The following is a 16,088-nucleotide window of genomic DNA, read 5'->3' as shown; positions in this document are numbered from 1 at the left end:
GGAGCGTCCGGAGGCGAGCGGGCGAATCACCGTAAATGCGCTGGGGAAGCGGTGTCCGTTGCCGGTGATCGAGTTGGCGAAGCGGTTCGGCGAGGTGCCGGTCGGGGGGGTCGTGGTGGTGCTGGCGGACGACGAGGCGGCTCGGCTGGACGTTCCGGCGTGGTGCGAGATGCGTGGGCAGGAGTACCTCGGTGAGGCCCCGGCCGCCGGGTACGGCGGCGACCGGGGCCGGGCCTACCTGGTCCGCCGGGTCAGCTGAGCTTGGCCCGGACCTCGGCGGCGGCCTCGGCGCCGTAGGCGGTCTCGAAGCGCTTGAGGAAGGAGCCGCGGCGCAGCTGGTACTCCTGGGTGCCGACGGTCTCGATCACCAGGGTGGCGAGCATGCAGCCGAGCTGGGCGGAGCGCTCCAGGCCGAGATCCCAGGACAGGCCCGCCAGGAAGCCGGCCCGGAAGCCGTCGCCGACGCCGGTCGGGTCGGCCTTGCGGTCCTCGGCGGGGCAGCCGACGGTGATGTCCGGCTCGCCCTTGCGCTGGATCCGGACGCCCTTGGCGCCGAGGGTGGTGACCCGGGTGCCGACCCGGGAGAGGATCTCCTCCGCGCCCCAGCCGGTCTTGGTCTCGATCAGCGCGGCCTCGTACTCGTTGGTGAAGAGGTACGCGGCGCCGTCCACGATCTCGCGGATGTCGTCGCCCTCCAGGCGGGCCAGCTGCTGGGAGGGGTCGGCGGCGAAGGCGTACCCGCGGGTGCGGCACTCCTGGGTGTGCCGCACCATGCCCTGCGGGTCGTCCGCGCCGATCAGCACCAGGTCGAGGCCGCCGACCCGGTCGGCGATCGGCTTGAGCTCGATGTTGCGCGCCTCGGCCATCGCCCCGGTGTAGAAGGAGGCGATCTGGTTGTGGTCCTGGTCGGTGGTGCACATGAAGCGGGCGGTGTGCCGGGTCTCCGAGATGTGCACCGCCTGGGTGTCCACGCCGTTGCGCTCCAGCCAGCTGCGGTACTCGTCGAAGTCCGCGCCGGCCGCGCCGACCAGGATCGGGCGCAGGCCCAGGCTGCCCATGCCGAAGGCGATGTTGGGACCGACGCCGCCGCGCCGGATGTCGAGGGTGTCGACCAGGAAGGAGAGCGAGACGGTGTGCAGCTGCTCTGCGACCAGCTGATCGGCGAAGCGACCGGGGAAGGTCGTCAGGTGGTCGGTGGCGATCGAGCCGGCGACGGCGATACGCACGGAGGTCTCCTCGGGCGGAAGGGGGCCGGAAGCGGTGAACGGTAACTCACCTACGGTACAGGGGTCCGCGCGCCGGGCCGACCTTCCGTCCTGCGAGTGCTACCCCGTGGTAGGCCTGGCCGGGCCGCCCGGGCGGGCCTAGGGTCGCAGACAGAGGGCCGGACCGGCCCCTCCAGATCCGCGGCAGAGCGCCGCGGCGCGGCGATCGGAGCGAAGACCGATGATGCCCAGCCACTCCCCCGTCAGGCCGCCGAGCATGCCGCGGGGTGACGCCGATCCGGACAGCCTGGCCGCGCTGGTCAGCTCCTCCCGACGGCTGGGGCGGTTCTGGCCCCCGCTGGCGCCGGGCCCCCAGCCGGCCGCCGCCGCGCCGGGCGGTGTGAAGGTGTCGCCCGGGGCGCAGCGCCTGGTGGCCGGAATGCCGGACTACGGCGGCTGATCCACCGGGCCGGGGAACCGGATTCCTCCGGGGCACGTCACATCCGCGCAGCACCGCGAAGGCGGGCTGCGCAGCCCTCGGGAGGAAGTCACACCATGGACGACAGGACCGCAGCCGTACCGTTCCGGGCCGCCCATCGCCGCGGCGCCGTCGCACTGGCCGCCGTGCTGCTCGGGGCAGGCGCGCTGGCCGCCTGCGGGCAGACCGGATCGACCACCGCCTCGGACAGCTCCTCGGCGGGGGCGGCCTCCTCGGGGGCCGCCTCGCCGGGCAGCGCCGGCCCGAGTACGTCGGCCTCGCCGCCCGCCTCCGGGTCCGCCCCGGCCTCCACCCCGCCGGCCGACCCGAGCGCCCAGCCGTCCGCGGCGAACCCGAGCCACCCCGGCATCGCCGTGGGCGAGCCGGACCCGACGGCCCCGAAGTACCCGGCGCTCGGCTACCGGGTCGACGGCGGGAGCACGCTGGTGGTCTCGTTCTACGGCGGCACCTGCGACAAGTACGGGCTCAAGGCCGAGGAGGCCACGCCCGGGGTGATCCGGGTGCGGGTGGTGATCGCCCAGCCCGCGCCCAGGGGGCAGGCCTGCGCCGCCCTGGTCAAGGTGAACGAGGTGTCGGCCAAGCTGGCGCAGCCGTTCCACGGTGAGGCCGTGCTCGACGTGGCCACCGGCGAGCAGGTCCAGCCGGGCGGGGAGCCGGCCGGCGGGCCGCGCTGACCTCGGGCCGCCCGTGGGAGCCGGGCCGGTCATGACGGAAGGGCGGCGCCGGGAGTACCCCGGCGCCGCCCTTCGGCAGGTCAGCGCTTAGCTGAACGAGTCACCGCAGGCGCAGGAGCCCGTGGCGTTCGGGTTGTCGATCGTGAAGCCCTGCTTCTCGATGGTGTCGACGAAATCGACGGTGGCGCCGCCCAGGTAAGGGGCGCTCATCCGGTCGGTGACGACCTTCACACCGTTGAAGTCCTTGACGACGTCGCCGTCCAGCGAGCGCTCGTCGAAGAACAGCTGGTAGCGGAGGCCCGAGCAGCCGCCCGGCTGCACGGCGACCCGCAGCGCGAGGTCGTCGCGGCCCTCCTGGTCGAGCAGGCCCTTCACCTTGGCCGCTGCGGCATCGGTGAGCTGGATGCCACTCTCGACCTTGGTGGTCTCGTCCTGGACGGTCATGCTTACTCCCGGTCTTTGACGACTATCTGCCGCCAGTGCCAACCAGCGGCCTCCCGGAATCATTTCCGGTCGGTGGTGCTTCCGGGGGACTTTTCGTCGCCCGCTCCCCCACACACCCATGCTCGCACACCGCGGGACCTCGGTCACCGCCCGATCCGGGCGAACCGGCCACGTCACGGGCCCCCTGCGGCCAGGATGGCAGACGTGATCCTTCGTCAGCTCCAGGACACGGCGGCGGACGCCGGGGCCGTGCAGCGCGTGGCCCGGGTGGCCTTCCGCCGGCAGCCCGGTGGCGGGGCCGACCGGCCCGGCGACCGGCCCCCGACCGTGCAGCAGCTGGCCCTCACCCGGCACCTGGTGCGGGCGGACCCGGCGGGCTGCTGGATCGCCGAGCAGGGCGGCGAGCCGGTCGGGGCGGCGCTGTCGCTGCGGCGCGAGGGTGTCTGGATCATGGCGCTGTTCGCGGTGGTGCCGCGGGCCCGGGGGCACGGGGTCGGCCGGCTGCTGCTGGAGCGGACCGCCGCGTACGGGCGGGGGTGCCTGCGCGGGATGGTCTGCGGCGCCCCGTCGCCGGCCGCGGCCCGGCACTACCGGCGGGCCGGGTTCACCCTGCACCCGGCGATGACGCTGAGCGGCCCGGTCGACCGCTCCGGTCTGCTGGATCCGGGCGACATCCCGGTGCACCCCGGGGGCGCCGCCCAGCTGCACCTGCTCGACTCGGTCGACCGCCGGCTGCGGGGGGCCGCGCGCGGGCCGGACCACGCCTACCTGCTGGGCCACTACGAGGAGCTGCTGATCGCGGACAGCCTGGCCGGCAGCGGGTACTGCTACCGGGACGGCGGGGCGGTCAAGCTGCTCGGCGCGACCTCGAAGCGGATCGCGACCCGGCTGCTGCGGGAGGCACTGGCCCGGGTGCCGGACGGGGCCGAGGCGCGGGTGGAGCACCTCACGGCCGAGCAGGAGTGGGCGGTCGACGTGGGGCTGGAGCTCGGCCTCACGGTGGAGACCCACGGCTACCTCGCCCTGCGCGGGATGCGGCCCCCGATGCCGTACATCCCCGACCGGGGGCTGCTCTAGCCGGGGCGCCCGCCCCGGCCGGAGCTGCCCGGACGGCCTCAGACCATGGTGGCGAGGATCTCGTGGACCATCTCCATCGTGGTGCCGGGGTGGAGGAAGGCGAAGCGGGCGACGGTCTCGCCGTCCCAGCCGGTGGGGGTGACGAAGCCGACCTGGTCCGCGAGGAGCTGCTGGGACCAGCGGTAGTAGTCCTCGCGGGTCCAGCCGGTGCGGCGGAAGCAGACGGCGGAGAGCTGCGGGTCGTGCAGCAGCTCCAGGTGCTCGGTGTCCCGGATCACCTGGGCGGTCTCCCGGGCCAGCGTCAGCCCCTCCTCGATCGCGTCGGTGTACGCCTGGGTGCCGTGCACCGCCAGCGAGAACCAGAGCGGCAGGCCGCGGGCGCGCCGGGTGAGGTGGTAGGCGTAGTCGGTGGGGTTCCACTCGTCGCCCTCGGTGTGCAGGACGTCCAGGTAGGAGGCGTCCTGGGTGTGCACGGCCCGGGCGAGCTGGGGGTTGCGGTAGATCAGCGCGGCGCAGTCGAACGGCGCGAACAGCCACTTGTGCGGGTCCACCACGAAGGAGTCGGCGTGCTCGATGCCGTTGTAGCGCTCCCGGACGGACGGCGCGAACAGGCCGGCGCCGCCGTACGCGCCGTCGACGTGGAACCACAGGCCGCGCTCGCGGGTGACCTCGGACAGGCCGGCCAGGTCGTCGACGATGCCCTCGTTGGTGGTGCCGGCGGTGCCGACCACCGCGATCACCGTCTCCGGGTCGGGGTCGGCGGCCAGCGCGGCCCGCAGCGCCTCGCCGGTGAAGCGGCGGTCGACGGTCGGGACCTTGAAGGCCTCCACGCCGATGATGTTGAAGGTGTTCTTGACCGAGGAGTGCACCTGGTCGGCGACGGCGATCCGCAGCCGGGCCTCGGGGCCGACGCCGAGCCGGCGCCGGGCGGTGTCGCGGGCGACCACCAGCGCCGACAGGTTGCCGGCCGAGCCGCCGGAGACGAAGGTGCCGCCGGCCGTCGCGGGCAGGCCCGCACGGTCGGCGATCAGGCGCAGCACCTGGTTCTCGGCGGCGATCGCGCCGGCCGCCTCCAGCCAGGAGATGCCCTGCAGGGAGGCGCAGGAGACCACCATGTCGAAGAGCAGCGCGGCCTTGGTGGGGGCGCACGGGATGAAGGACAGGTAGCGCGGGCTGTCGGCGGAGATCACGGCTCTGGAGAGCTCGTGGTCGTAGAGCTTGAGCACGTCGGCGGCGGGGTTGCCGCGCTCGTTCAGCAGGCCGGCCAGCTGGCCGCGCAGGTGGTCGCCGTCACCGGGGTGGTCGAGCGGCACGGGGTCGTACTGGAGCCGCTCGCGCATGTAGTCGAAGACCAGGTCGACCAGCTCGTTGTCGGGCTGGTGCATGCGGTGCGGGGCTGCGGACACCGGTGTCCCTCTCAGTCGTTCTCGCGGCTCGACGGGCTGCTCCCGGAGCGGGGATTCCGGCGGCTGGTGGGGTTCCTGGGGGCCGACCGGACGCTCTTCAGCCTAGGCAGCAGAAACGTTCCTTCGCGCGTCGGAACGAGGCCCTCCGGGACGGATTCGAGCGCGTTCGGGCCGGTTGGCGCAGGAATCCTGCGCGTTCCCCGACCGCCCCCGCGGCGGGGTGCCGAAGCGGCCTCGCGGTGTCAGCCGATCAGCCGGGAGAGCACCACCGAGCTGCGGCTGCGCTGCACGCCGGGCTCCTTGCGGATCCGCTCGATCACCGCCTCCAGGTGCCGGGTGTCGGAGGCCCGCAGGTGCACCAGCGCGTCCGGATCCCCGGTGACCGTCCAGGCGGCGACCACCTCGGGGAACTGCCGCAGGCTGGCCAGGATCTCCTCGGGCGCGGTGCGCTCCCGGCAGTACACCTCGACGAAGGCCTCGGTCTGCCAGCCCAGCAGCCCGGGGTCGAGCACCACGGTGAAGCCGCGCACCACGCCGCGCGAGCGCAGCCGGTCGATCCGGCGGCGGACGGCGGTCGCGGAGAGGTTGGCCAGCAGCCCGATCTCCGCGTACGAGGCGCGGCCGTCCCGGCTCAGGTGCTCCAGCAGCAGCCGGTCGGTCTCGTCCAGCGACGCCCCGCCCTGGTCTGCCGGTCGGTGCGTGGTCATCGGTGCGGGCTCCACAGGTGGTGCGGGTGGGGGGTGGGGCGCCGTGGCGAACGGCGCCCCACCCCCATTCTGACCAGGACCGGGCTCAGTCCACCAGCAGCACGATCTTGCCCCTGGTCCGGCCCTCGGCGTTCAGTGCCTGCGCGGAGGCCGCCTGGGCGAGCGGGAAGGTGGACGCCACCGGCACCCGAAGCCCGCCCCGGTCGGCCAGCGCGGCCAGTTCGGCCAGGCCTTCGGCGTCCGGGCGGACGAAGACGTAGCGGCCGCCGCGGGCCACCACCCCGTAGTCGGCGATCGAGACCATCCGGGCCGGATCGGCCACCAGCTGGGCCGAGACCTCCAGCGGCTCAGCGCCGCCGACCAGGTCCAGCGCGGCGTCCACGCCCTCGGGGGCGAGCTCGCGCAGCCGGTCCACCAGCCCCTCGCCGTGCGCCACCGGCTCGGCGCCCAGCTCGCGCAGGAAGGCGTGGTTGCGCTCGCTCGCGGTGCCGATCACCCGGGCGCCGATCGCGACCGCCAACTGCACCGCGAGGCAGCCGACCCCGCCCGCCGCACCGTGCACCAGCAGGCTCTCGCCCCGCTGCAGATCGAGCGCCCCGACCAGGCACTGCCGGGCGGTCAGCCCGGCCAGCGGCAGGCCGCCGGCCTGCGCCCAGCCGAGCGAGGCGGGCTTGCGCGCCAGGGTGCGCACCGGCGCGGAGACCAGTTCGGCGTAGGTACCGTGTTCCACCGCGTCCTTGCGGACGTAGCCGATCACCTCGTCGCCCGGGGCGAACTCGGTGACCGCGCCGCCGACCGCCAGCACCACGCCGGCCAGGTCCCACCCCATGATCAACGGGAAGTGGACGTCCATCAGGCCGTCCATCCCGCCCTCGCGGATCTTCCAGTCGACCGGATTGACCCCCGCGGCCTTGACCTGCACCAGGACCGAGTCCGGCCCCACCTTGGGATCCGGCAGTTCGGTGTACTCGACGACCTCGGGGCCGCCGTACCTTCTGATCGCGATTGCCTTCATGGCTCAAGCCAAGCGCGACCGGGCCCGGATATCGATTCGGGCACGCCGGGAAGACGCCGAACCGGCGAGCGGTTCTCGTCACACTGACAGGACGGCCATCGTCAGAGTGACGCTAACGGGTTATCATAGATAGTGTCAGATAGACGAGAAGGCTGGTTCGTTCGATCGGCCGCACAGGAGGGCACCCGCCCGTGACCACCATCACCGAGACCTACGGTGTCGACCCCACCCCGACGCCGCTCGCACTGCTGCTCCTCGGCCGCGAGGCCGACCCCAACAGCGAGCGCGGCGTCGAGTGCCCCGGCGACCTCCCCGCCGCCTCCGACCCCGACCTGGTCGAGCGCGCCCGGGTGGCCAAGGAGAAGCTCGGCGACCGCGTCTTCATCCTGGGGCACCACTACCAGCGCGACGAGGTCATCGAGTTCGCCGACGTCACCGGTGACTCCTTCAAGCTCGCCCGGGACGCCGCCGCCCGCCCGGAGGCCGAGTACATCGTCTTCTGCGGCGTGCACTTCATGGCGGAGTCCGCGGACATCCTCACCAGCAGCGCCCAGCAGGTCGTGCTGCCGGACCTGGCGGCCGGCTGCTCGATGGCCGACATGGCCACCGCCGAGCAGGTCGCCGAATGCTGGGACGTGCTGACCGAGGCGGGCATCGCGGACGTGACCGTCCCGGTCTCGTACATGAACTCCTCGGCCGACATCAAGGCCTTCACCGGCAAGCACGGCGGCACCATCTGCACCTCCTCCAACGCCCAGCGGGCCCTGGAGTGGGCGTACGAGCAGGGCGAGAAGGTGCTCTTCCTGCCGGACCAGCACCTCGGCCGCAACACCGCCGTGCGCGACATGGGCTTCTCGCTGGACGACTGCGTGCTCTACAACCCGCACAAGCCGAACGGCGGGCTCACCGCCGAGCAGCTGCGCGACGCGAAGATGATCCTCTGGCGCGGCCACTGCTCGGTGCACGGCCGGTTCTCGCTGGACTCGGTGAACGACGTGCGGGCCCGGATCCCCGGGGTCACCGTGCTGGTGCACCCCGAGTGCAAGCACGAGGTGGTCTCGGCCGCCGACATGGTGGGCTCGACCGAGTACATCATCAAGGCATTGGACGCGGCCGAGCCCGGCTCCAAGTGGGCCATCGGCACCGAGCTGAACCTGGTCCGCCGGCTGGCCAAGGCGCACCCGGACAAGGAGATCGTCTTCCTGGACCGGGCGGTCTGCTTCTGCTCCACCATGAACCGGATCGACCTGCCGCACCTGGTCTGGGCGCTGGAGTCGCTGGTGGACGGCCGGGTGCCGAACGTGATCACGGTCGACCCGGAGACCGAGAAGTACGCCAAGGCGGCGCTGGACCGGATGCTGGCCCTGCCGTAGCCCGGACCGGGCCCACGGCAAGCAGGAACGTTTCCGCACAGGCATGCGGACATGGAGCGGGGCGGCACCCGGTGGGTGCCGCCCCGCTCCATGTCACGGACTACTCCGGAAGCCCCGGGATCAGGCCGTCGCCCTCGTCCCGCAGCATCTCGCGGACCTCCTCCACCGTCGCCTCGGCGTCGGGAAGGATCAGATCGGACGGCTCCAGGGAGTCGTCCGGCAACGGCGTGCCGAACTTCCTCACGGCTTCGAGCAGGTTGCCGAGGGCGGCCCGGAAGCCCGTCTCGTCACCCGCCTCCAGCGCGGTGAGCAGCTCGTCGTCGAGCCGGTTGAGCTCGTTCAGGTGGCCGTCGCCGACCTTGAACTGCCCCTCACCCATGACCCTCATGATCATGCCGCGCGTCTCCCGGTCCGTCGAGGTCAGGTCACTTGTTGTAGTTGATGGTGGGCGGGGTGTCCTGCTTGCCCTGCTCGATCGCCTGCGGCGCCCCGCCCGGGGTGCCACCGGTGAGCTCGGCCTTCATCCGGGCCAGCTCCAGCTCGACGTCGCTGCCGCCGGCCACCCGCTCCAGCTCGGCCTCGATGTCGTCCTTGCGGCCGAGACCGCTGGCGTCGTCGAGCGCGCCGGAGGCCAGCAGCTCGTCGATCGCGCCGGCCCGGGCCTGCATCTGGGCGGTCTTGTCCTCGGCCCGCTGGATCGCCAGGCCGACGTCGCCCATCTCCTCCGAGATGCCCGAGAAGGACTCCGCGATCCGGGTCTGCGCCTGGGCCGCGGTGTAGGTGGCCTTGATGGTCTCCTTCTTGGTGCGGAAGGCGTCCACCTTGGCCTGCAGCCGCTGGGAGGCCAGCGTGAGCTTCTCCTCCTCGGCCTGCAGCTGCTGGTACTGCGTCTCCAGGTCGGTGATCTGGGACTGCAGGTTGGACTTGCGGGTCAGGGCCTCGCGGGCCAAATCCTCGCGGCCGAGCGAGAGCGCCTTGCGGCCCTGGTCCTCGTACTTCGCGGACTGCTGCTGGAGCTGGGTGAGCTGGAGCTCCAGCCGCTTGCGCGAGGTGGCCACGTCGGCGACGCCCCTGCGCACCTTCTGCAGCAGTTCGAGCTGCTTCTGGTAGGAGTAGTCGAGCGTCTCGCGCGGGTCCTCCGCCCGGTCCAAGGCCTTGTTCGCCTTGGAGCGGAAGATCAGCCCCATACGCTTCATGATTCCGTCGCTCATGGGCCTCGAGTGCCCCCTTCTTCGGGCCTGCGGATTCGTCTCGTAACACGTCGAGTGTATTCGCAGCGAGGTGTTCGCCGCAGTGCACGAGCTGCAACAAGACTGCTACACCAGGCGCCCGTGCGGCATCGTCCCTGGGGTGGATCCGACCCTGATCCCATGATCCACCGGAGGTCGGGGCAGCCCCTGGGGACACGCCCGGGTGATCGATACCGCTTTGGGTCCGACGGCCCTGGCCGAAAGCACCCGGTCAGCACGTACGCTGGTGATGTGTTCCGACGCCGCTCAGATGACGCCTCCTCCGCCACCGCGCTGGCCGAGCAGGACGAGAAGACCCTGTCCCGTGACCCGCAGGCCCCCAAGGGCCGGCCGACGCCCAAGCGCAGTGAGGCCGAGGCCCACCGGCGGACCCGGGTGACCGTGCCCAAGGACCGCAAGGAGGCGAACCGCCAGGCCCGCGACCGGATGCGCACCGAGCGCGAGAAGCAGCGCACCGCCCTGCTGGAGGGCGACGAGCGCTACCTCCCCGCCCGCGACAAGGGCCCGGTGCGACGCTTCGCCCGTGACTTCATCGACTCCCGCTGGTCGGCAGCCGAGTTCTTCCTGCCGTACGCGGTGGTCGTGCTGGTGCTCAGCGTGATGCGGGTGCAGTCGCTCCAGGTGCTCTCCACCCTGCTGTTCATGGCCTTCTTCGTCGTGGTGATCCTCGACTTCCTGCGCCTGGGCCTCGGCCTGCGCAAGGCCCTGCGCGAGCGCTTCCCCGACGACAACACCCGCGGCGTGGTCGCCTACGCCATGATGCGCACGCTGCAGATGCGCCGGCTGCGGCTGCCCAAGCCGCAGGTGAAGCGGGGCGAGCGGCCCTGACCGCGGAGCCGGTCCCGCCGTACTGGGTGTCCGCCGTCGATCCGCCGGCCCCCGGGCGGCACGCGTTGCCCGGGCAGGGCGGCGGTCAGCACGACCGGTTCACCACCCCCCTCGCGCCCACCCACCTGCCGGCCCGCGGGATGCCGCCGCTCGGCAGCGCCGCCGGCCAGTGGCTGGAGCGCCAGGGCGGGCTGCGCAACCTGGTCCGCCAGGAGCTGGTGGCCCGGCAGCTCGCCGAGCAGCTGGCCGGGCACAGCGGTCTGCGGGTGCTCGACGTCGGCTGCGGCCAGGGCACCCAGGCGCTGCGGCTGGCCCGGGCCGGCCACCTGGTCACCGGGCTCGACCCGGACCCGGTGACCCTCGGCGCCGCCCAGGCCGCGCTGGCGGCCGAGCCCGCGGAGGTCCGCTCCCGGGTGCAGCTGCACACCGGCGACGGCCACCACTGCGGGCGCTGGTTCGGCCCCCGCAGCTTCGACGTGGTGCTCTGCCACGACGTGCTCAGGTACCTCTCCGACCCGGATCCGATGCTGGCCTCGCTGGCCCGGGTGCTGGCCCCCGGCGGGACCCTCTCGCTGCTGGTGCGCAACGCGGACGCGCTGGCGATGCGCCCCGGCCTGGCCGGCGACTGGCGGACCGCCCTGCACTCCTTCGAATCGGTGCGCTACACCAACCGGCTGGGCCTGTCGGCCCGCGCCGACCGGCTCACCGACCTCTCGCTCACCCTGACCGAGATCTCGGTGCCGCTGCGCGCCTGGTACGGCGTGCGGGTGTTCACCGACAACACCGCCGACCACGAGGCGCCGGTCGACGGCCGCCAGCTGGCCCAGCTGCTGGACGCCGAGGAGCGGGCCGGCCGGCAGGACCCGTACCGCCAGGTCGCGGCCCTGCTCCACATCTTCGGCGGCAAGTAGGCCGCCCGGCGGGGCTCAGCCCTCGTGCAGGCTCATCGTGTAGATGACCTGGTCGTCGTCGCGCAGCACCGCGCGGTCCGCGCCGCCCTCCCGCAGGTCCTTCCAGGCCTCGCCGATCCACGACTCCGCGTCTCCCTGGCTGGTGAACTCCTCCTGGCCGCCGGCCTCGACGGCCTCGGAGCCGTCCTCCTTCTCGAACCGCCACGTCCACACCATGCCGTGCTCCTCCCACCGTCCGACCGCTGTGTCGTACGGACAGTAGCGTGCCCGCCGTGATCGGTCCCATACCTCGTCAGGGCGCTTCTCCGGCAGGATGGGGCGCATGGCCCACCTCCCCCGCACCCTGATCCTCGGCGGCGCCCGCTCCGGCAAGTCCACCCGGGCCGAGCAGTTGCTCGGCCGGCACCCCGACGTGCTGTACGTGGCGACCGGCGGGCGCCGGGACGGCGACGCCGAGTGGGCGCAGCGGATCGAGCTGCACCGCGAGCGCCGGCCGGCGAGCTGGCGCACCGCGGAGACCTGCGACCTGGAGACCGTGCTGGCGGACCCGGCCGACCCGGCGCCGGTGCTGGTGGACTGCCTGGGGCTGTGGCTGACCGCGGTGATGGACGAGCACGGCGCCTGGGCGGACGACCGGTGGGCGGCCGGCGGCGAGCAGGCGGTGCGGGCGCGCTGCGACGCGCTGGCGCTGGCCTGGCGGCGGACCGGGCGTCAGGTGGTGGCGGTGAGCAACGAGGTGGGGATGGGGGTGGTCCCGGCCACTGCGGCCGGCCGGCGGTTCCGGGACACCCTCGGCCGGCTGAACATGGCGGTGGCCGAGGCCTCGGAGCGGGTCCTGCTCGTCGTAGCGGGTCAGACGCTGATCATCAAGCCTGCTGCCTCCTGACGGCGGGTGCCGTGTAGCCTTCCGGACGATGGACACCACCGTGGATCTCGATACGTTCTCCTCGCTCGTCGAGCGCCCCGACGAGAGTGCCCGGCGCGCCGCCGAGGAGCGCTGGCTGGCATCGGCCAAGCCGCGCGGCGGCCTCGGGCAGTTGGAGGAGCTGGGTAGCTGGCTCGCCTCGGTGCAGGGTGCCGCGCCGACCCGGCCGCTGGTCGCGGCCAAGGTGCTGCTGTTCGCCGGCGACCACGGGGTCGCCTCGCTCGGGGTCTCCCGGCTGGAGGCCGTCGGCGGCACCGCCCGCCGGGTGCACGCCGTGCTGGACGGCACCGCGCCGGTCGCGCTGCTCGCCCGCCGCTACGGCGCGCAGGTCCGGGTGGTCGACCTCGCGGTGGACGCCGATCCCGGGGAGTTCCCCGAGGAGGTGGTCCGGCACCGGGTGCGCCGCGGCTCCGGGCGGATCGACGTCGAGGACGCGGTGAGCGCCGAGGAGGCCGCCCGCGCGTTCCGGGCCGGCATCGCGATCGCCGACGAGGAGGCGGACGCCGGGACGGACCTGATCGTCCTCGGCGACCTGGGAGTCGGCTCGACCACCGTCGCCGCCGTCCTGATCGGCGCGCTGTGCGGCACCGACGCCGCCGCCGTCACCGGGCGCGGCTCGGGCATCGACGACCGGATCTGGATGCGCAAGTGCGCCACCGTGCGCGACGCGCTGCGCCGGGCCCGCCCGGTGCTGGGCGACCAGCTGGCGCTGCTGGCGACCGCCGGTGGCGCGGACTTCGCGGCGATCACCGGCTTCCTGCTGCAGGCCGCCGTGCGCCGGCTGCCGGTGGTGCTGGACGGTGTGGTCTCGGCCGCCTGCGCGCTGGTGGCGCAGCGGATCGCGTTCCGGGCACCGGAGTGGTGGCAGGCCGGGATGTCGACCGGTGAGCCGGCCCAGGCGAAGGCGTACGACCGGCTGACCCTGACGCCGGTGCAGGACCTCGGCGTCTCGATGGGCGAGGGCACCGGCGCGCTGCTGGCGCTGCCGCTGCTGCAGGCCGCCTCGGACACCCTGGCCGAGCCCTCGGCGGTGCCGGCCGCCGGACCGCAGGAGCCGCGGCCGCCGGCCCGGCTGCCGAGCGCCGCGGAGCTGCTGGGCCGGGGCTAGGGGCGGCCCCGATGGCGTTCGACGGACTGCGGTTCGCGTTCGGGACGTTGTCGGTGCTGCGGGTGCGGGTCGACCGCTGGGACCGGCCGACGGCGGGGCGGGCGATGCTCGCGGCGCCGCTGGTCGGGCTGGTGCTGGGCGGCCTGGCGGCGGGGGTCGGCGCGCTGGTCGCGCCGCGCGGCGGCGCCCTGCTGGCGGCGGTGGCCGCGGTCGCGGCACTCGCCGGCCTGACCCGGGGGCTGCACCTGGACGGCCTGGCCGACGTCGCGGACGGGCTGGGCAGCGGGAAACCGGCCGAGGACGCGCTGCGGATCATGAAGCAGTCGGACATCGGCCCGTTCGGCGTGCTGACGCTGCTGCTGGTGCTGCTGGCTCAGGTCGCGGCCCTGGCGGAGGCCTTCACCGACTCGCCCGGGCAGGGCGCGCTCGCCGTGCTGACCGCGGCGGTGACCGCCCGCTGCGCGCTGGCCTGGGGCTGCCTGCGCCCGGTGCCGGCGGCCCGGCCCGGCGGGCTGGGGGCGATGGTCGCGGGCACCGTCCCGGTGGCCGGGGCCTTCGCGGTCTCCGCGGGCGCGGCGGTGCTGCTCTGGCTGGCGGGTGCCGGCCAGGGGTGGCCGGCGCTGCGCGGCCCCGCGGCGCTGGTGCTCGGGCTGGGCTGCGCCGGGCTGCTGCTGCGCCGCTGCGTCCGGCGGTTCGACGGGGTCACCGGGGACGTGCTGGGGGCGCTCGCGGAGACCGCGGCGACCGGCGCGCTGGTGGCACTGACCCTGCTCTGAGCTGCACCTGACGAGCCGGCAGGCCGATACCCGCTCAGCTGACGGCCGATCGCGGACGATGGACCCGTGGCCGCCAACAGGTGCCACCGGCGCAGGTGCGCCGGCCGCGGCCGGCGGACGGCCGGGACACCGGGGGCGCGTGATCCCACCATGCGGACTACCATGCGGGGAGCAACCGTAGCCCTGTGCCCGTTTCCCGCGGAACACGCCGGGGTTATGCCGGTACGGCACCGGTGCCGTACCCGGCCGTGGACCGCGAAAGAACAGGACGCATTTACGTGACTGCACTGTCTGTGAGCACCTCCTCCGCCGCCTCGCTGCGTGCGGATGCCCTGGTGATCGGCGTGGCGAAGGGCCCCAAGGGCCTGGTCGTCGCCTCCGGCGCCGAGGCCGTCGTCGAGGCGTTCGAGGGCAAGCTGGCCGAGGTCCTCACCACCCTGGGCGCGACCGGCGCCGAGGGTGAGGCGGTCAAGCTTCCCGCCGCCGCGGGCCTGAAGGCCCCGCTGGTGCTGGCCGTCGGCCTGGGCGAGAGCGCCGAGGGCGGCTACGACGCCGAGACGCTGCGCCGGGCCGCCGGTGTCGCCGCCCGTACGCTGGCCGGCGTCAAGAAGGCCGCGCTGCTGCTCCCCGCCGAGTCGGCCGAGGAGATCGAGGCCCTCGCGCTGGGCGGCCTGCTCGGCTCGTACAGCTTCGGCAGCTACAAGGGTGCCGGCAGCGGCAAGGAGCCGGTCGGCGAGCTGGTGCTGCTGGCCGCCCGCAAGGGCAGCAAGGACGCCAAGGCCGCCGCGGAGCGCGCCACCGCGCTGGGCGAGGAGATCAACCGCGCCCGCGACCTGATCAACACCGCCCCGAACGACCTGCACCCGAAGGCCTTCGCCGCGATCGCCCAGGCGGCCGGCAAGGAGCACGGCCTCAAGGTCGAGGTGCTGGACGAGAAGGCGCTGGCCAAGGGCGGCTTCGGCGGCATCCTCGGCGTCGGCGTCGGCTCGGCCAACCCGCCCCGCCTGGTGAAGGTGGCCTACACCCACCCGAAGGCCAAGGCGACCCTCGCCTTCATCGGCAAGGGCATCACCTACGACTCGGGCGGCATCTCGCTGAAGCCGGCCGGCCACAACGAGACCATGAAGTGCGACATGTCCGGCGCCGCCGCCGTGTTCGCCGCCGTGGTGGCCGCCAAGCGCCTGGGCCTCGCGGTCAACGTCACCGGCTGGCTCGCGCTGGCCGAGAACATGCCGTCCGGCTCCGCCACCCGCCCCGGCGACGTGCTGCGGATGTACGGCGGCAAGACGGTCGAGGTGCTCAACACCGACGCCGAGGGCCGGCTGGTGCTGGCCGACGCGATCGTCCGGGCCGGCGAGGAGAACCCGGACGTGATCGTCGACGTCGCCACCCTGACCGGCGCCATGGTGCTCGCCCTGGGCAACCGCACCTTCGGCGTGATGGCCAACGACGACGAGCTGCGCACCCGCCTGCACGAGACCGCCGAGGCGGTCGGCGAGCAGTCCTGGCCGATGCCGCTGCCGGCCGAGCTGCGCAAGGCCATGGTCGACACCACCATCGCCGACCTGCAGAACATGGGCGAGCGGATGGGCGGCGGCCTGGTGGCCGGCCTGTTCCTGAAGGAGTTCGTGGCCGAGGGCATCGACTGGGCCCACCTGGACATCGCCGGCCCGGCCTTCCACGAGGGTGCGCCGTACGGCTACACCCCCAAGGGCGGCACCGGCAGCGCGATCCGCACCCTGGTGCGCTTCGCCGAGGACACCGCGAACGCGTGATGCCTCCGGAGGGGCCCGGCACCGCGAGGGCGCCGGGCCCCTTTGGCATTACCAGCCGGTAACGGGCTTCGCAATCAGATCGCCTGTTCGCCTCCGGCGAAACTTTGTTCCGCAG

Annotated in this window: 19 protein-coding genes; 11 read left to right on the top strand and 8 right to left on the bottom strand. The window is 73.6% G+C overall.

Annotation, left to right across the window (positions count from 1 at the left end):
- A partial coding sequence (locus AB0K43_RS27920) for a sulfurtransferase TusA family protein (RefSeq protein ID WP_363644503.1) occupies nt 1-259 on the top strand: 259 nt, incomplete at its 5' end.
- Here the strand turns inward: AB0K43_RS27920 and AB0K43_RS27915 are convergent.
- Nucleotides 252-1,226, bottom strand: a complete 975-nt coding sequence (locus AB0K43_RS27915; protein ID WP_363644501.1) for a carbohydrate kinase family protein — start codon at nt 1,224-1,226, stop codon at nt 252-254. The two genes, AB0K43_RS27920 and AB0K43_RS27915, sit on opposite strands and share 8 nt — an antisense overlap.
- Nucleotides 1,227-1,482: 256 nt before the next feature.
- On the opposite strand from AB0K43_RS27915, the gene AB0K43_RS27910 reads away from it, so the two are divergent.
- Together AB0K43_RS27910 and AB0K43_RS27905 are read left to right on the top strand one after the other, a co-directional pair.
- Nucleotides 1,483-1,665: a hypothetical protein gene (locus AB0K43_RS27910; protein ID WP_363644499.1), complete on the top strand. Its 183-nt coding sequence runs from the start codon at nt 1,483-1,485 to the stop codon at nt 1,663-1,665.
- A gap of 95 nt (nt 1,666-1,760) precedes the next feature.
- Nucleotides 1,761-2,378, top strand: coding sequence for a hypothetical protein (locus AB0K43_RS27905; RefSeq protein ID WP_363644497.1), 618 nt, complete (start codon nt 1,761-1,763; stop codon nt 2,376-2,378).
- Nucleotides 2,379-2,465: 87 nt separating this feature from the next.
- On the opposite strand, the gene erpA is transcribed toward AB0K43_RS27905, so the two are convergent.
- The gene (erpA, locus tag AB0K43_RS27900; RefSeq protein ID WP_363644495.1) at nt 2,466-2,822 is read right to left on the bottom strand and encodes an iron-sulfur cluster insertion protein ErpA; all 357 of its coding nucleotides are present in this window, start codon (nt 2,820-2,822) and stop codon (nt 2,466-2,468) included.
- Between the two features lie 204 nt (nt 2,823-3,026).
- Here erpA and AB0K43_RS27895 point away from each other — a divergent pair, with 204 nt between their 5' ends.
- Nucleotides 3,027-3,899: a GNAT family N-acetyltransferase gene (locus AB0K43_RS27895; protein ID WP_363644493.1), complete on the top strand. Its 873-nt coding sequence runs from the start codon at nt 3,027-3,029 to the stop codon at nt 3,897-3,899.
- A 38-nt stretch (nt 3,900-3,937) separates the two neighbouring features.
- Here AB0K43_RS27895 and AB0K43_RS27890 read toward each other — a convergent pair whose 3' ends face one another.
- The 3 genes from AB0K43_RS27890 to AB0K43_RS27880 form a co-directional block, all read right to left on the bottom strand.
- Nucleotides 3,938-5,284, bottom strand: a complete 1,347-nt coding sequence (locus tag AB0K43_RS27890) for a pyridoxal-dependent decarboxylase (protein WP_363644491.1) — start codon at nt 5,282-5,284, stop codon at nt 3,938-3,940.
- A gap of 263 nt (nt 5,285-5,547) precedes the next feature.
- Nucleotides 5,548-6,012, bottom strand: coding sequence for an Lrp/AsnC family transcriptional regulator (locus tag AB0K43_RS27885; protein WP_363644489.1), 465 nt, complete (start codon nt 6,010-6,012; stop codon nt 5,548-5,550).
- An 85-nt stretch (nt 6,013-6,097) separates the two neighbouring features.
- On the bottom strand, nt 6,098-7,027 hold the full coding sequence (locus AB0K43_RS27880; RefSeq protein ID WP_363644487.1) for an NADP-dependent oxidoreductase: 930 nt from the start codon (nt 7,025-7,027) through the stop codon (nt 6,098-6,100).
- 191 nt (nt 7,028-7,218) lie between these two features.
- Here AB0K43_RS27880 and nadA point away from each other — a divergent pair, with 191 nt between their 5' ends.
- Entirely contained in the window at nt 7,219-8,400 is a 1,182-nt protein-coding gene (gene nadA / locus AB0K43_RS27875) for a quinolinate synthase NadA (RefSeq protein WP_363644485.1), read from the top strand.
- 100 nt (nt 8,401-8,500) lie between these two features.
- Here the strand turns inward: nadA and AB0K43_RS27870 are convergent, their stop codons facing one another.
- A complete protein-coding gene (locus AB0K43_RS27870; RefSeq protein ID WP_363644483.1) occupies nt 8,501-8,794 on the bottom strand; it encodes a hypothetical protein in 294 nt (97 codons plus the stop codon).
- Nucleotides 8,795-8,825: 31 nt separating this feature from the next.
- A complete protein-coding gene (locus tag AB0K43_RS27865; RefSeq protein WP_363644481.1) occupies nt 8,826-9,611 on the bottom strand; it encodes a PspA/IM30 family protein in 786 nt (261 codons plus the stop codon).
- A 270-nt stretch (nt 9,612-9,881) separates the two neighbouring features.
- Between AB0K43_RS27865 and AB0K43_RS27860 the strand changes: the two genes are divergently transcribed.
- Together AB0K43_RS27860 and AB0K43_RS27855 are read left to right on the top strand one after the other, a co-directional pair.
- Nucleotides 9,882-10,478, top strand: coding sequence for a DUF3043 domain-containing protein (locus AB0K43_RS27860; RefSeq protein WP_363644479.1), 597 nt, complete (start codon nt 9,882-9,884; stop codon nt 10,476-10,478).
- 140 nt (nt 10,479-10,618) lie between these two features.
- Entirely contained in the window at nt 10,619-11,389 is a 771-nt protein-coding gene (locus AB0K43_RS27855) for a methyltransferase domain-containing protein (protein ID WP_363644549.1), read from the top strand.
- Between the two features lie 15 nt (nt 11,390-11,404).
- On the opposite strand, the gene AB0K43_RS27850 is transcribed toward AB0K43_RS27855, so the two are convergent.
- Nucleotides 11,405-11,605, bottom strand: coding sequence for a hypothetical protein (locus AB0K43_RS27850; RefSeq protein ID WP_363644477.1), 201 nt, complete (start codon nt 11,603-11,605; stop codon nt 11,405-11,407).
- Between the two features lie 106 nt (nt 11,606-11,711).
- On the opposite strand from AB0K43_RS27850, the gene cobU reads away from it, so the two are divergent.
- The 4 genes from cobU (at nt 11,712) to AB0K43_RS27830 (ending at nt 15,973) form a co-directional block, all read left to right on the top strand.
- Complete coding sequence (cobU, locus tag AB0K43_RS27845) at nt 11,712-12,275, top strand: bifunctional adenosylcobinamide kinase/adenosylcobinamide-phosphate guanylyltransferase (RefSeq protein WP_363644475.1); 564 nt, start codon at nt 11,712-11,714, stop codon at nt 12,273-12,275.
- 28 nt (nt 12,276-12,303) lie between these two features.
- On the top strand, nt 12,304-13,422 hold the full coding sequence (locus AB0K43_RS27840) for a nicotinate-nucleotide--dimethylbenzimidazole phosphoribosyltransferase (protein ID WP_363644473.1): 1,119 nt from the start codon (nt 12,304-12,306) through the stop codon (nt 13,420-13,422).
- An 11-nt stretch (nt 13,423-13,433) separates the two neighbouring features.
- The gene (locus AB0K43_RS27835) at nt 13,434-14,198 is read left to right on the top strand and encodes an adenosylcobinamide-GDP ribazoletransferase (RefSeq protein ID WP_363644471.1); all 765 of its coding nucleotides are present in this window, start codon (nt 13,434-13,436) and stop codon (nt 14,196-14,198) included.
- 278 nt (nt 14,199-14,476) lie between these two features.
- Nucleotides 14,477-15,973, top strand: coding sequence for a leucyl aminopeptidase (locus tag AB0K43_RS27830; protein WP_363644469.1), 1,497 nt, complete (start codon nt 14,477-14,479; stop codon nt 15,971-15,973).
- The last annotated feature ends 115 nt before the right edge of the window (nt 15,974-16,088 follow it).

The organism is Kitasatospora sp. NPDC049258 (assembly GCF_040678895.1).
In the GTDB taxonomy this organism is placed as follows: Bacteria; Actinomycetota; Actinomycetes; order Streptomycetales; family Streptomycetaceae; genus Kitasatospora.
This window is presented reverse-complemented; position numbering and strand designations above follow the sequence as displayed.

Excerpts from the sequence above, each read along its gene's own strand:
- AB0K43_RS27910 (WP_363644499.1), top strand. The coding sequence starts at position 1,483 with ATGCCGCGGGGTGACGCCGATCCGGACAGCCTGGCCGCGCTGGTCAGC.
- AB0K43_RS27905 (WP_363644497.1), top strand. The coding sequence starts at position 1,761 with ATGGACGACAGGACCGCAGCCGTACCGTTCCGGGCCGCCCATCGCCGC.
- erpA (WP_363644495.1), bottom strand. The coding sequence starts at position 2,822 with ATGACCGTCCAGGACGAGACCACCAAGGTCGAGAGTGGCATCCAGCTC.
- AB0K43_RS27890 (WP_363644491.1), bottom strand. The coding sequence starts at position 5,284 with ATGCACCAGCCCGACAACGAGCTGGTCGACCTGGTCTTCGACTACATG.
- AB0K43_RS27885 (WP_363644489.1), bottom strand. The coding sequence starts at position 6,012 with ATGACCACGCACCGACCGGCAGACCAGGGCGGGGCGTCGCTGGACGAG.
- AB0K43_RS27880 (WP_363644487.1), bottom strand. The coding sequence starts at position 7,027 with ATGAAGGCAATCGCGATCAGAAGGTACGGCGGCCCCGAGGTCGTCGAG.
- AB0K43_RS27870 (WP_363644483.1), bottom strand. The coding sequence starts at position 8,794 with ATGATCATGAGGGTCATGGGTGAGGGGCAGTTCAAGGTCGGCGACGGC.
- AB0K43_RS27865 (WP_363644481.1), bottom strand. The coding sequence starts at position 9,611 with ATGAGCGACGGAATCATGAAGCGTATGGGGCTGATCTTCCGCTCCAAG.
- AB0K43_RS27855 (WP_363644549.1), top strand. The coding sequence starts at position 10,619 with ATGCCGCCGCTCGGCAGCGCCGCCGGCCAGTGGCTGGAGCGCCAGGGC.
- AB0K43_RS27850 (WP_363644477.1), bottom strand. The coding sequence starts at position 11,605 with ATGGTGTGGACGTGGCGGTTCGAGAAGGAGGACGGCTCCGAGGCCGTC.
- cobU (WP_363644475.1), top strand. The coding sequence starts at position 11,712 with ATGGCCCACCTCCCCCGCACCCTGATCCTCGGCGGCGCCCGCTCCGGC.
- AB0K43_RS27840 (WP_363644473.1), top strand. The coding sequence starts at position 12,304 with ATGGACACCACCGTGGATCTCGATACGTTCTCCTCGCTCGTCGAGCGC.
- AB0K43_RS27835 (WP_363644471.1), top strand. The coding sequence starts at position 13,434 with ATGGCGTTCGACGGACTGCGGTTCGCGTTCGGGACGTTGTCGGTGCTG.